This window comes from Acetivibrio straminisolvens JCM 21531, from assembly GCF_000521465.1.
Classification (GTDB): Bacteria; Bacillota; Clostridia; order Acetivibrionales; family Acetivibrionaceae; genus Hungateiclostridium; species Hungateiclostridium straminisolvens.
Map to the genome: position 1 here is coordinate 82,335 of NZ_BAVR01000007.1, position 14,382 is coordinate 96,716.

The 14,382-nt window shown below is 38.2% G+C and carries 8 protein-coding genes, 1 tRNA gene and 5 pseudogenes; 9 read left to right on the top strand and 5 right to left on the bottom strand.

All coding sequences use genetic code 11. The features are described from left to right. Positions 1–18: 18 nt before the first annotated feature. The 7 genes and pseudogenes from JCM21531_RS03255 (at position 19) to JCM21531_RS03285 (ending at position 7,587) form a co-directional block, all read left to right on the top strand. Positions 19–1,473 (top strand): annotated as a pseudogene (locus JCM21531_RS03255) (UDP-N-acetylmuramoyl-L-alanyl-D-glutamate--2,6-diaminopimelate ligase). 20 nt (positions 1,474–1,493) lie between these two features. Then, positions 1,494–2,870, top strand: a pseudogene (locus tag JCM21531_RS24255) (UDP-N-acetylmuramoyl-tripeptide--D-alanyl-D-alanine ligase). Between the two features lie 81 nt (positions 2,871–2,951). Then, a pseudogene (gene mraY / locus JCM21531_RS03265) lies at positions 2,952–3,937 on the top strand (phospho-N-acetylmuramoyl-pentapeptide-transferase). Positions 3,938–4,014: 77 nt separating this feature from the next. Further along, positions 4,015–5,136 carry a stage V sporulation protein E gene (spoVE, locus tag JCM21531_RS03270; RefSeq protein ID WP_038287316.1) on the top strand — a complete coding sequence of 374 codons (1,122 nt, stop codon included), beginning with the start codon at positions 4,015–4,017 and terminating at the stop codon, positions 5,134–5,136. A gap of 12 nt (positions 5,137–5,148) precedes the next feature. After that, on the top strand, positions 5,149–6,258 hold the full coding sequence (gene murG / locus JCM21531_RS03275) for an undecaprenyldiphospho-muramoylpentapeptide beta-N-acetylglucosaminyltransferase (protein ID WP_038287318.1): 1,110 nt from the start codon (positions 5,149–5,151) through the stop codon (positions 6,256–6,258). A gap of 233 nt (positions 6,259–6,491) precedes the next feature. After that, positions 6,492–6,863 (top strand): carboxyvinyltransferase, encoded by a 372-nt coding sequence (locus JCM21531_RS03280; RefSeq protein WP_038287320.1) that lies wholly within the window; start codon positions 6,492–6,494, stop codon positions 6,861–6,863. 223 nt (positions 6,864–7,086) lie between these two features. Then, positions 7,087–7,587, top strand: a complete 501-nt coding sequence (locus tag JCM21531_RS03285; protein WP_243467143.1) for a hypothetical protein — start codon at positions 7,087–7,089, stop codon at positions 7,585–7,587. 170 nt (positions 7,588–7,757) lie between these two features. Here the strand turns inward: JCM21531_RS03285 and JCM21531_RS03290 are convergent, their stop codons facing one another. Continuing rightward, positions 7,758–8,375: a cyclase family protein gene (locus tag JCM21531_RS03290; RefSeq protein WP_038287322.1), complete on the bottom strand. Its 618-nt coding sequence runs from the start codon at positions 8,373–8,375 to the stop codon at positions 7,758–7,760. Positions 8,376–8,528: 153 nt separating this feature from the next. Here JCM21531_RS03290 and JCM21531_RS03295 point away from each other — a divergent pair, with 153 nt between their 5' ends. Continuing rightward, positions 8,529–10,661 (top strand): ATP-dependent helicase, encoded by a 2,133-nt coding sequence (locus JCM21531_RS03295; protein WP_243467144.1) that lies wholly within the window; start codon positions 8,529–8,531, stop codon positions 10,659–10,661. 540 nt (positions 10,662–11,201) lie between these two features. Here JCM21531_RS03295 and JCM21531_RS03300 read toward each other — a convergent pair. After that, a tRNA-Leu gene (locus JCM21531_RS03300) sits at positions 11,202–11,284 on the bottom strand. Between the two features lie 170 nt (positions 11,285–11,454). On the opposite strand from JCM21531_RS03300, the pseudogene JCM21531_RS03305 reads away from it, so the two are divergent. Then, positions 11,455–11,983, top strand: a pseudogene (locus tag JCM21531_RS03305) (cob(I)yrinic acid a,c-diamide adenosyltransferase). Between the two features lie 79 nt (positions 11,984–12,062). On the opposite strand, the gene JCM21531_RS03310 reads toward JCM21531_RS03305, so the two are convergent. The 3 genes and pseudogenes from JCM21531_RS03310 to dapA form a co-directional block, all read right to left on the bottom strand. Further along, the gene (locus JCM21531_RS03310; protein ID WP_038287324.1) at positions 12,063–12,518 is read right to left on the bottom strand and encodes an ACT domain-containing protein; all 456 of its coding nucleotides are present in this window, start codon (positions 12,516–12,518) and stop codon (positions 12,063–12,065) included. 23 nt (positions 12,519–12,541) lie between these two features. After that, positions 12,542–13,299, bottom strand: a pseudogene (gene dapB / locus JCM21531_RS03315) (4-hydroxy-tetrahydrodipicolinate reductase). An 80-nt stretch (positions 13,300–13,379) separates the two neighbouring features. Beyond that, positions 13,380–14,258, bottom strand: coding sequence for a 4-hydroxy-tetrahydrodipicolinate synthase (gene dapA / locus JCM21531_RS03320; RefSeq protein WP_038287327.1), 879 nt, complete (start codon positions 14,256–14,258; stop codon positions 13,380–13,382). Between the last annotated feature and the right edge of the window lie 124 nt (positions 14,259–14,382).

Consider the following 14,382-nt stretch of genomic DNA (forward strand, 5'->3'; position numbering starts at 1 on the left):
TTTGACGGGAGGATTTTTATGAAACTGAAAGATCTTGTTAAAGGACTGAATGTAGTTGAAGTAGAAGGTGACATGGATATTGAAATAATGGATATTGCTTACGATTCCAGAAAAGCAAAAGCAGGCTCTCTATTTGTTTGCATAGAAGGCTTCAAGGTGGACGGACACAAGTTTATTCCCCAGGCAATAGAGAATGGAACCAGAGCTTTTCTGGTTCAAAAAGATGTGGATGTTCCTGAAGATGCATCGGTTGTTAGGGTTGAGGATACCAGATATGCTCTTGCCAGTGTCGCCGACGTTTTTTTCGGACACCCGTCGAGCAGGTTTAATCTGGTGGGCATTACCGGTACCAAAGGAAAGACTACCACTACATACATGATCAAATCAATTCTTGAAGCCTTTGGGCAGAAGGTTGGGCTTATCGGAACAATATCAAATATGATAGGGCACGAGGTGCTTCCGACTGACAGAACAACACCGGAAAGCTATGACCTTCAAGAGCTTTTTTCAGAGATGGTGCAAAAGAATGTGAACAGTGTTGTAATGGAAGTGTCTTCCCATGCCCTTGAGCTTCACAGGGTAAGCTGCAGTGAGTATGACATAGGAGTGTTTACGAACCTTTCAAGAGATCATCTCGATTTCCACAAAACCTTTGACAATTATCTTAATGCAAAAATCAAGCTCTTTAGCATGTGTAAAAAAGGTCTTATAAATATAGATAATGAATTTGGACCGAAAGTGGTGGACAACGCAAAGTGTGAAGTCTATACAATGGGGATAGACAACAAAGCGGATTTACGGGCAATGGATATTGTACACCACTCGGACAGTGTGGATTTTACGGTTGTTTCGCCATGGTTTACCGGAGACGTCAAGGTAAATATTCCCGGAAAGTTCAGCGTATATAATGCTCTTGCTGCAATAGGAAGCTGTGCCCTTATGGGAGTTCCCTTTGAATATATCAAAAAAGGATTGGAAAAGGTGACTGTTCCCGGAAGAGCGGAAGTTTGGATATCAAAAAGATTATACGGTAATGATTGACTATGCCATTCCCCTGACAGCCTTGAAAATATTCTAACCACAGTAAAGGCGTATGCTCCCGGAAGAGTGGTGTGCGTATTCGGATGCGGCGGCGATCGTGACAGAACCAAAAGACCGGTTATGGGAAGGATATCGGGACAAATTGCGGATTTTACCGTGATAACTTCGGATAATCCCCGAACGGAAGATCCGGAAGCGATAATAAGGGACATCGAAGAAGGAATTAAAAAGACCGGGGGATTGTATACCACAATTACCGATAGGCGTGAAGCTATAAAATATGCTTTGATGAATGCAAAGCCAAAGGATATAATTCTCCTTGCAGGTAAGGGACATGAAACATATATAATTCTAAAAGATAAAACAATCCATTTTGACGAGAGGGAAGTAGTAAGAGATATACTGGAGGAATTGGACAGCAACAATAATTAAACAGCCTGGAGGGAATAAAAATGGAGAATCTAAAATGCGAGGAAGTAATAAAAGCAGTTGGAGGGACCTTGGTATCCGGGGAAATCAATACTGTTTTTTGCAATGTTTCCACCGATTCAAGGAATATAAAGCAGGGAGATTTATTTGTTCCTCTTATAGGAGAAAGGTTTGACGGACATGACTATATTGCATCTTCCCTTGAACAAGGAGCTTTTGGCAGCTTCACCCAAAAGGAAATAGAGCCTTTTTACGGCAAAGTTTTGATAAAGGTTTCGGATACACTTAAGGCTTTAAGGGATCTTGCGGCATATTACAGACAGAAATACAAGGTCCCTTTTGTGGGAATTACCGGAAGTGTGGGAAAAACCAGCACAAAGGAAATGGTTGCTGCAGTGTTGTCAAAAGGTTTTAATGTGTTAAAAACCCAGGGGAATTTTAATAATGAAATCGGAGTACCCCTTACAATTTTCAACCTCGACAAATCTCATGAGGCTGCAGTTGTGGAAATGGGCATGAGCGGTTTTGGTGAAATAAGCGTCTTACGTCAATAGTAAAGCCCGATATAGCAATAATAACAAATATAGGAGTATCTCATATTGAAAAGCTGGGATCAAAAAATAATATATTAAAAGCAAAAATGGAGATTTTTGAGGGCTTAAATGAGAAAGGTTTGGCAATACTAAATGGTGATGACAAATTATTGTATGGATTAAACAATCTTTTAAAGTTTAGGACTGTGTTTTACGGTATGGAAGAAGGGCTCGATTACCGGGCGTACAATGTGGAATCTTTGGGCGAGAAGGTACTACATTTGATATTGAGCTTAAAGGAAGAGAATACAGGGTGAGAATTCCTGTACCCGGAATTCATCATGTTTACAATGCCCTTGCAGGTATTGCAGCGGGAATTGAGCTTGGTATATCGCCTGAGAAAATAATTGAAGGAATTGAAGAGTTTTCGCCGGGAAAGATGAGGCTAAATATTTTAAACCATAACGGTTTGAAGATTATAAACGATGCTTATAATGCCAGTCCCCAGTCAATGGAGCTGCAATTAATGTTTTAAAGGATATATCTTGCCAAGGCAGAACTTTTGCCGTATTGGGTGATATGCTTGAACTTGGGGAAATCTCCCATAGTGCTCACGTTGAATTGGGAAGATATGCTGTATCAAAGGGAATAGATTTTGTTGTAGCTGTGGGAGAGTACAGAAGAAATATTGCCCAAGGAGCTATTGAAGCAGGAGCAAAGGAGGATAGGGTTTTTGAATTCACGGATAATATAGATGCGGCAAAGTTTTTGAAAGACGTTTTAAAGAGCGGAGACGTACTGCTTGTAAAGGGTTCAAGGGGTATGAGGATGGAGGAAATAGTTAATATATTGACTTGCCCCGCTTAAAGGTGTAAAGTTGGAGTGATACAAAATTGCATAGAATATCTGAACAAGTGGATTATTTGGTATTAATGGGGGAGTGTGGAATTGAATTTGCCGTTTAATATTTCGATGCATGTTTTTATGTTTATACTGAGTTTTGCTTTATCTCTGATATTAGGTCCTATGCTTATTCCGATGCTGACGCGGTTGAAATTCGGTCAGACGGTAAGGGACGACGGGCCGAAATCCCACTATAAAAAGACAGGCACGCCGACTATGGGCGGAATGATCTTCCTTATACCTGTTGTTGTTCTTGCAGCTTATTATGCAGGACAGGACAAGAGGGTTATTCCTCTTATTTTTGTAACTCTTGGCTTTGGGCTTATTGGTTTTATTGATGACTTTATAAAAGTAGTAAAGAAAAGGAAAGACGGTCTTTACTGGAATCAAAAAATGTTCGGTTTACTTTTGGTTGCTGTCACTTTTGCCGTTTATGTCTCTCGGACCCAGACTTCGGATATCATAATTCCTTTTATGGGAATGGATAAAACGGTGTCGTTGGATGGTTGTTTGTTCCCTTTGTGGTGGTTGTTTTAATCGCCTCAACGAATGCAGTGAACATTACCGACGGCCTGGACGGACTGGCAGCAGGTGTGACTCTTATAATTGCTGTCTTTTTCACCATAGTGGCAATGACAAGAGGCGAGTGGGAATACATAAAAATATTTTCATCCATAGTTTCGGGTGGATGTTTAGGATTTTTGGCATTCAATACATACCCTGCCAAAGTTTTTATGGGAGATACAGGTTCACTGGCATTAGGCGGGGCGGTTGGTGCAATTGCAATTTTGATGAAAATGCCTCTTATACTATTGATAGTTGGCGGTATTTATGTAATTGAGGCATTATCGGTTATGATACAGGTACTTTCGTTTAAATTGACGGGAAAAAGAGTTTTCAAAATGGCGCCTATTCATCACCATTTTGAACTTTCCGGCTGGAAAGAAGTAAAGGTGGTTTGGGTATTCTGGGGAGTAACGGTGCTCCTTTGCATCATTGGATTCTTTGCGCTGAGACTTAAGTTCTATTGATAAAACCTGTTTCGCGAAGTAAAATCCGGTAAAAGCATTAACAGCCATTAAGGCTGAAGCTTTAGAGGGGGAAAACAATGAAATCTGCAACTATAACTAAGAAGCCGTTTGATTTTTTGATATTCCTAACTGTGTTGATAATGCTTACTATTGGTTCAATAATGGTATTTAGTTCCAGTGCTCCCCATGCATATAACTATATGAAGGGCGATTCGTATCATTTTTTAAAGAAACAGCTGCTATATGTTCCTTTAGGGCTTTTTACAATGTTTATTACAATGAATATTGACTACAGAAAGCTTGGTAAATTGTCGCCCATTATCATGCTTGTAAGTCTTGGGATGCTTTCTGTTGTTTGGATAGACGGAATCGGTGCTACCCGTAACAACGCAACCCGGTGGTTTGACCTTGGGTTTGTCGACTTTCAGCCTTCCGAATTTGCAAAGCTGGCTATGATTTTGTTCCTGTCTTTTAGTCTTTCCAAAAGGCAGGATAGTCTGAAGTACTTTTTTAAAGGTCTTGTTCCATATCTGATACTGATAGGTATTCATGCATTGTTGCTGCTTTTGCAGCCTCACATGAGTGCAACCATAATTATAGGTATGGTATCGTGTATAATTCTCTTTTGTGCAGGAGCAAGGATTTTACACTTTGTATTGATGGGGGCGCCTGCTGTGGCTGCGGTAAGTTATTTGATTTTTACTTCCGATTACAGAATGAGCAGGGTTACGTCCTTTTTAAATCCTTGGAATGATCCTCAGGGAGCAGGATGGCAGGTTATACAATCCCTTTATGCCATCGGTTCGGGCGGGCTGTTTGGAAGAGGCCTGGGAAACAGTCTTCAGAAGTTTCTTTATATCCCGGAACCGTATAATGACTTTATTTTAGCTGTATTGGCAGAGGAATTGGGATTTATAGGAGTTGCATTGGTGCTTCTTTTGTTCCTAATTTTTATATGGCGTGGAGTCAAGGTTTCCATGAATGCACCGGATGTTTTCGGAAGCCTAGTGGCTATAGGTATAACTTCGCTGATTGCCGTTCAGGCGGTTATAAATGTTGCTGTTGTTACATCTTCCATGCCGGTAACGGGAATGCCCCTTCCGTTTTTTAGCTACGGAGGAACTTCTCTTATTTTCCTTATGGCGGGGGTAGGTATACTTCTTAATATTTCTAAATATGCAAATTATGAAAGAATTTGAGGTGAGTTGATTTTGAAAGTGATTATCAGCGGGGGAGGTACAGCAGGGCATATTAATCCGGGACTTGCGATTGCCAAGTATATTAAGAAAAAAGAGCCGGGTGCCCGGATTCTTTTTATCGGAACTGAGAGAGGACTTGAGACCAAGCTTGTACCTAGAGAGAATTTTGAGATAAAGATGATAAAGGTGAGGGGATTTAGAAGAAAGCTTTCCGTTGATACTCTTGTTGCAGTGAAGGAATTGTTTCAAGGGCTTTTAGAGGCAAGAAAGATTATAAAGGATTACAAGCCCGACTTGGTGATAGGGACCGGAGGATATGTTTGCGGACCGGTATTGTTCAATGCTTCAAGCATGAAAATACCAACCCTTATTCATGAACAGAATGCTTTCCCCGGAGTGACAAACAAGATATTGTCAAAGTTTGTTGACAAGGTAGCAATAAGCTTTAAGGAATCGGAGAAGTATTTTAAAGACAAATCCAAAGTGGTATTTACCGGAAATCCTATAAGAAGTGAAATGCTGGAAGTAAGCAGGGAGACTGCCCGTAAGAAACTTGGAATACCTAAAGATGTGCCCTTGGTTGTGATATTTGGAGGAAGCAGGGGTGCTGAAAATATAAACAGCACAGTGGCGGAACTTATCAAAAAACATAAAGATGATTTGGGATTTCATTTGATATATGCGACCGGAGAGGCTCAATATGAGGGTATAATGAAGAAAATCGGAGATGTAAAATTGCCGAATATTAACATCCTCCCGTACATATTTGACATGGCAAATACTATGGCGGCGGCAGACCTTGTGGTTTGCAGGGCGGGGGCAATAACAATAAGCGAGCTGACCGCATTGGGTGTTCCTTCAATATTAATTCCGTCACCCTATGTTACGGCCAATCATCAGGAGCACAATGCCAGGGCCTTGGAACAGCAGGGAGCTTCGGTAGTGATTCTGGAAAAAAACTTAAGGCCGGATATATTGTACGAACAGATTACAACACTTCTCAAAAGCAATGGCATACTCTCACAAATGGCTCAAAATGCCAAGAGTATGGGTATAACAAATGCAACGGAAAAAATTTTTGGAATAATAAAAGACATAATGAAAAGCAAAACAGCAAGTTAAATAAAGGCTCGGGACATCAAGTCCCTTCGCTTTTGCCTCTTTCATTTCATTCTAAGAGGCCAAATATAAGGACTCGAAAGAGAGTCCTTTTTTATTCACTCGTTATATAATCACTAAAGTAACATTTTTGTAAACCCAGCATAAGATAATTATATATGTATAGTTATATTTACATTTATACAATGAGAAAAAGATGGTTTGGGTTTAACCACCGAATGTTACGGAGGTGTATTATGAGTAAGTTGATTGTGACAGGTGGCCAGAAACTAAAGGGTGAAATAGTTGTTGAAGGTTCAAAAAATGCTGTTTTACCCATACTTGCCGCCACAGTTCTTAATGATGGTATAAGTGTCATAAAGAATTGCCCAAGGCTTCGAGATGTGGAGATAATGCTTGAGATTTTGAGGAAGTTAGGTTGCAAGGTTAAGTTTGAAGAAGATGTTGTGACAATTGATTCTTCAACTATTAACAGCACCGAAATTCCTGAAGATCTCGCAGTGGAAATGAGATCTTCTATTATTTTTTTAGGTCCCTTGCTGTCCAGATTTAAAAAAGTGACTATTAGCTACCCGGGTGGGTGTGAAAGTTTATTGGCACATTTTTGAGTGTTAATAGGTTAAATTTGGAATGTAAAGAAAGATTAATTTGACAAGGAAAAAATAAATATATATGATGTTAGTGGATGTTATAATTTGCTAATTGGTGAGGGCAGTATATAATTTAAGCCGGAATAATACATATTTTGGGCAAATGTATATATGAAATTTCTTAATTCAAATGAAATTAATTAAAAAGCTTTATAAAAATATGTTTTAGGAGAATGGAAATATGAAAAGGAATTTGACAATTGTTTTTACTATTTTACTTTGCGTAATTATTTCAATAAGTTGCGTGGCTTTTGAGTCTTCTCAAGACAATGATAAACAGGAGGAAAAAGATGTGTTGTTAAGTCTTGAGGAGTATGAAAAAGAATATGGTAAGAATGATATTATTGCATTAGTAACTGAAAGTGAATTAACTGATGAAGCTTATTTTAGCGAAGGCAGCTTGATTGTAAAGGGTAAATTGAAAGGTATAAAGGGAGTTGCTTTTACAGTTGGAGAAGCTCCTTGTATGGTATATGAACTTGAAGTTACAGATACGATAGTAAATAATACGGCAAAAAAGTATAAAACAGTTAACTTGGCTATTTCTGAAATGATAATTCATTATGTGGAAGACAAGTTGCAGATGGATCAAGAATCGGTGTTTTATCTGAAACACAGTGTTGAGCCTTTTACTCATTTGAAAGAAGACTATTATGGACTTATCAGCACCACCAGGCAATAGTGCCTTTTAGCGGAGATAAAGAAAGCTATAAACAGCTAAAAAAGAATTTAAGAGAGAAAAAGAAAGACTTCGATAATAGAAATAGAAAAATTGAAAAAAACCGATAAGAAAAGTTTAAAAGCCCTTTTTCCCGAAAATGAAAAACCGGAAAGAAGGGCTTTTTTACAAATTTATATTACCCTTGCCACAACCCTTAGGATTGAACTGTCTGCTTTTATATTAAGAGGAAGGGCTATAACTTCAAACTTTTCGGCATCAAGAAGCGTGTCCATGTTCGTGAGATTTTCAAGGATGAAAATTTTGCTTTTTAAAAGCAGCTTGTGAACCGGAAAAGGCGGTTTGTCCGGAGAAGGAGTATCCATTCCGAGGATTTTGATTTTCCTTTCCACCATAAATTCTGCAAATTCCATATCAACTACAGGATGCTCATAGAAGTATTCCTTTGCACCGAATTTATGATATAGCCCGGTATAAAGCAGCAGGATGCAGCCCTCTGTTATTTTGTCTTTGTACTCTTTTTTTAATTTGATTACCGGCTCATTTCTTACGTCAATTATACATCCATCACCGATAAAAGATTCCAAGGGGTATTCGCAAATATAAGCATTGGAATCGATAAGGTGCATGGGAGAGTCAATATGGGTGCCGGAATGCATATCTATCTGAAGCCTGTGATTGGTGTAGCTATCTTCTTTAAGCTTTCGAGTATTAATGAGCCTCGTTTCATCATCCCCGGGATATGCCGGAAGAAAGTCTTCTATTTTATGGGCAAGATCAATAAGCTTCATGAACCCATCTCCTCTGTGCAATCAGTATTTTCTGTAAAGTCAGAAATATAATTTTGCTTAGAATTTTTCTATTTTTAGTATAACACAATTTTTACCTTCTTTATTTATTTTTTTACCCATGCTAAAATAAGTAATTGAAATTGGAAGAAAGAGATGAGTGAGTTTATGAACCGGGAAGACTTTTTTAGGCTTTTGGCTGACAAATACAATTTAAATCTTAATCCTCAGCAAAAAGAGGCTGTTTTGCGGGTTCACGGGCCTTCTCTGCTGCTTTCTGTGCCGGGAGGGGGAAAGACAACTGTAATTGTGTCAAGGTGTGCCAATATGATTCTGAATCATAAAATTGACCCCGGTAAAATACTCACGCTGACATTCAGTAAAGCGTCGGCCCAGGACATGAAGACCCGGTTTTGCGGTATTTTCGGCAAAGAGTTGGCTTCCAGCATGATATTTTCAACAATTCACAGCTTTTGTTATTCGGTTGCGCGTTTATATACTAGAAGTAAAAACAAGCCTATGCCCCAAATTATTGAAGGCAATGAAAGCCCGATTAATAAAAATCAGATATTAAAGCAGATTTATTTGGATATAAACAACGAGTATATCAGCGACGACAGGCTTGAGGATTTGTCCAACTCTATCAGTTTTGTTAAAAATATGCTTTACACTGAAGAAAATATAAGGGAATTGGATGTAGGAATCAAAAATTTCGTTGATATTTATAATGCATATGAAAAACGTAAGAAGAATGAAGGCTTTATAGATTATGACGATATGCTTACCGGAACCTATCGGCTATTAAAGAAAAATACTGAAATTATAAATATGCTGAGAGAAAAATATCATTATATTAATGTCGATGAATCCCAAGACACTTCCTTGGTTCAGCATGAGATTATAAAGCTTGTTGCCCGCCCTAAAAACAATATTTTCATGGTAGGGGATGAGGATCAGAGTATATATGGGTTTAGGGCTGCTTTTCCCCAAGCGCTTCTTGATTTTGGGAAAACCTATCCCGGTGCTAAAATTTTATTAATGGAAAAAAACTATCGATCCACAAAGAGCATTGTGGTTCCGGCAAATATTTTTATAAAGCAAAACAAAGGGCGGTATCAAAAGGATATGTACACCGAGAATGAGGAGGGCGAAGCAGTAGTATTCAAGCATGTAGAGAGCCGTAATGAACAGTATGTATATCTGACTTCGGCTTTAAAGAGTCAGAGCAATTTGGCGCAATGTGCCGTCCTTTACAGGAATAATATTTCCGCCATTCCGCTGGTGGATTATTTGGAATACAACAACATACCTTTTTATATTAGAGATACCAATCTTCATTTTTTCAGGCATTGGGTAGTTAATGACATCCTTGCTTTTATTCGTCTTGCATTAGATCCCTTTGATGTCGAGGCTTTCGGACAGATTTATTACAAAACCAATGCGTTTATAAGCCGTGAGATGTATGAGTACGTCGTTGAGAACATGGGGAAGGGTAAAGGAGCTATTGAAACTTTGCTGAATTACCCCAATATCCCCAAAGACACTTTTGAAGCAATAAAGTATTTAGCCGGCCAGATTGAAACCATTGATTATTTTAAACCTTTAAAGGCGGTAGAGTTTATAGAAAAGGAATGTGAATACGAGAAATATATTCGCAGGGCATCGAAGGAAATGGGTTATTCGGTTGAAAGCCTTAATTATATTATTGATAGTCTCAAGTCAATAGCTTCAAGGGTTGATTCCTTCGAAGGGCTCTTTGAAAGACTGTCCATACTGAAAACAGCGGTGGAAAATTCTATCAAGAACAGAAATAAAAATGCGGTTGTTTTAACCACCATACATTCAAGCAAGGGCCTGGAATTTGACAGAGTGTATATGATTGACTTGGTGGATGGGCAGTTTCCGTCATCAAAAAGCATAAGCGATTGCAAAGAAGGAAACTATGAATTGATGGAGGAAGAAGTCCGGCTTTTCTATGTGGGTGTCACTAGAGCCAGAAAATACCTTGAACTTCTAACTTTTTCAAAAGCAAACAATAAGCCGGTCGCTGTATCAAGATTTGTTCATCGTTTCAATCTCGCCCAAAAACAGGCTGAACATAAAGCTGTATCCAATGAAATTTGCGAAGGGGCAGTATTGGAACATGTAGTATTCGGTCAGGGGTTGGTGACCAGGCTTGATGAATCTAAAGATTTAATTGTAATTGAATTTGAAAGCGTAGGAACAAAAATGCTTTCTTTAAAAACGTGTATTGAGGGTAAAAAGATACAGACATCAACGATTTCTTGATAATGTTGAATTTTGCATATGTCAAATGCAGTGCCTATAGAATTATTAATTAAAAATAATTCGGAAACATAAATACCTTCCTAAATGCATCTGTGGATACAATTTCATAAATAAATATTAGTGCATTTATTCCGATATGTATGTTTCCGAATGTTATGCCATGTAGTTAGAGGGTATATAGTGAACCTACCAACCCTGTATACTGCTTTTAATTATTAGCAGCCATACTTGTCATAATCTTTTCCGTTGAAGAACAGCAACAGGAAAAGGATAATGAAGAATAAAATTTCGCTGTTGTCATTAAAGAAATTCTTTTTAAAGAAACCTGACATAATATTCACCTCCACGAATCTTGAGATACTATATTCTATTCAGTTGGAGGTAAAGGGGTGCTTGTTAGAGTTAGACCTTTAAATATATAAAGCGATTGATTAAAGTATTTATTGGGGTTAATAAAAATATTGCAGATAATATTGAAGAATGAAGATTAAAGCTTTATAAAATGAAAAAAAGAGGAACATTTTTCCTCTTCTTCATTAATGGTGCGGACGGTGGGACTTGAACCCACATGCTTTCGCATACGCCCCTCAAACGTACGTGTCTGCCAATTCCACCACGACCGCGCGTTATCTCGTTTCAGCATAATAAATTATACTAGCATTAAATCCATATGTCAATACTTTTTTTAATAAAATTTATAATATAATTTTTGGATTTGTGAATTTTCAGTTGAAATAATAGAGCACAATTGTTAGAATATAGAAGTATTAGAAGGAGAGAGTGTGAGAGAGAAGTGGAGAAGGGCTTGATTCAGGTTTATACCGGTGATGGAAAAGGTAAGACCACGGCAGCTGTAGGCCAGGCATAAGGCTCTTGGTAGAGGTTATACCGTTTATATGGTTCAGTTTTTAAAAAGTCAGGATACGGGGGAGTTAAAAGTCCTTGAGAAGCTGGAGCCTGGCTTTAAAGTTTTTCGCTTCGAGAAGAAACACGGATTTATATTTAATATGAGTGAAGAGGAGATTGCAGAGCTGAAAAAAGAGGTTAAAGCTGCGTTTGACTTTGTAAAAACCGTACTTTTTAAAAGAGAGTGCGATATATTGATATTGGATGAAATAATGGCGGCTATGAATAACGGATTGATTGATGTCGGCGATGTTGCTGAGGTTTTAAAAAACAAGCCTTCCGATGTTGAGATGATTTTGACCGGAAGGGATGCTCCGGATAAAATACTTGAACTTGCCGATTATGTATCTCACAATGTGTGCAAAAAGCACCCTTTTGAGAGAGGAATCGGCGCAAGAAAAGGAATAGAGTATTAAATTCATTATTGATAGTCGGTTTCAAAATTTTAAGCGGGGAATAAACTCCCCGCTTAAAATTAAAATCCATGGTCTTAAATCATTGTATCAGTGATGCAGCTTTGTCAGAATCATATTCATGAATCAGACAGGATATTTCCGATTCGGAACAGGTAGCCAGCTTTATATCGATTTCTTCGTCGGCAAAAAGCCTGAAAATCTTTGCAACAAGGCTGGGAAAATTTTTTCTTTCCCCACAGAATATCGATATTTTTGTGTTGTACGCATCAACCTCTATCAAAAGATCTTTAGCAATGCTTTTATACTTGTTTAAGACAGTAAGGACTCTAAAAAGATCTTCTGACGGAAGACAAAAAAGTACGTTTACATGTCCTTGGTGTTGAGGGGTTTTAGTTATCATCTGTATATTGATGTCTTCATCTGCTATGGAAGTAAAAATATCGGAAATAAGTCTTATGTCATTTGGAACATTGCGAATTGTCATAAGTGCCGTATCATAAGACATATCAATATTTGCATCCGCTTTCTGGGACATGCAAACACCCCCCCGGCAGAATTCTATTTATTTTGAATAAGGTCATCCATGTTGTACATACCCGGTTTTTTATCATGTAAAAACACTGCGGCGTTTAATGAGCTTCGGCAAATATGTATTTTGATGTGGCAGTGTGTTTTATCTCGATTATTTCATCATTGCCGGCAAAGATTACAGAGTGCTCGCCAACAATTGTACCGCCTCTTACCGCATGTATGCCTATTTCTTTTTTATTCCTCTTTTTTCTTCTGGAGTGTCTGTCATAAATATATTCATGCTCCTCGGTCAAAACAGAGTTTATTGCATCGGCTATCACCAGTGCAGTTCCGCTGGGAGCGTCGATTTTCTGATTGTGGTGCTTTTCGATAATCTCTATGTCGAAATTACCTTCAAGCACTTTTGCAGCTTTTTTAACAAGGTCCAGAATCAGGTTTACTCCAATTGACATATTGGCTGAGAAAAATATGGGAATATGCTTTGATGCTTCATGGAGCATTTTTATCTGGGAGTTACTAAGACCGGTTGTTGCAATAACTGCCGGTATTTTTCGTGCAACGGCAAATTCAAGCAGACCTTGCAAAACAGAAGGATGAGAAAAATCGATAATTACATCGATTTTGATATCGCATTTATTTATATCGGTATATACAGGGTAAGGATTCTGTATTGAAGTATTTATGTCCAAACCCGCAGCAATTTTCAAGCCCTCCTTTTCCGAGGCAAGCTTGCTGATTACTTGACCCATCTTTCCGTTACATCCGCTTAATAATATGTTTATCATCTAAATAGCACTTCCTTTTTACATTAGTACATTAAAAAAATTTAAAACAACATGAAACGCCGTAATATGTACGGCGTAATTTAAATTAAGCCATAATCCTTAAGGGTTTGCTTCAATGTATCGAAGTTTTTCTCACTCATATCTGTAAGTGGCAAACGGCACTTTCCAACTTCCATGCCCATAAGGTTCATTGCAGCTTTAACCGGAATAGGGCTCACTTCGATGAACAATGCTTTGACGAGATTTAAGAGGTCTAGCTGTATTTTTCTGCTTTCTTCAATATTTCCGTCAAGGAAAGAAGCCACAAGTTCATGGGTTTTCTTTGGAATAATATTTGCCATTACGGATATTACTCCCTTGCCTCCTAAAGCAAGAAGAGGCACTACCATATCGTCGTTTCCGGAGTACACTGTAAAATCAGGAGGGCAGATGCTGATAATTTCACCAACTTGGTTTATGTTGCACTCCTTGATGGCAACTATGTTTTCTATTTCGGACAACTGTTTTACAGTCTTCGGATCAATATTCAGGCCGGTCCTTCCCGGTACATTGTATAAAATCACAGGAATTTTGATACTTTCGGCAATCAGTTTAAAGTGTTCGTAAAGTCCTTTTTGGGTTGTCTTATTGTAGTAAGGAGTTACACTTAATATTGCATCTGCACCAACTTCTTCTGCATACTTGCTCAAACAGATTGCATGGTGGGTATCGTTGCTTCCCGTTCCGGCTATAACCGGAACTCTTTTATTTACTTTCTCTACAGCATATTTTATAACGGCCTTATGCTCTTCATCAGGCATTGTCGATGCTTCTCCGGTAGTACCGCAGATTATAATCGAGTCGATACCTTCTTTTATTTGGAAGTCAATGAGTTCTCCCAACTTGTCAAAGTTAACGCCATTTTCTGTAAATGGTGTTATTATTGCTACGCCGGCACCGGTAAATATTGGTTTTCTCATAATCGACATCCTTTCACTTTTTTATACTAGTGATTTTACATGATAAAAATTATTATAACTAATTTATTATATTTAATAATGATGAAAAGTACTCATCATGCTTAACCTTCGGACACCTGAAAAG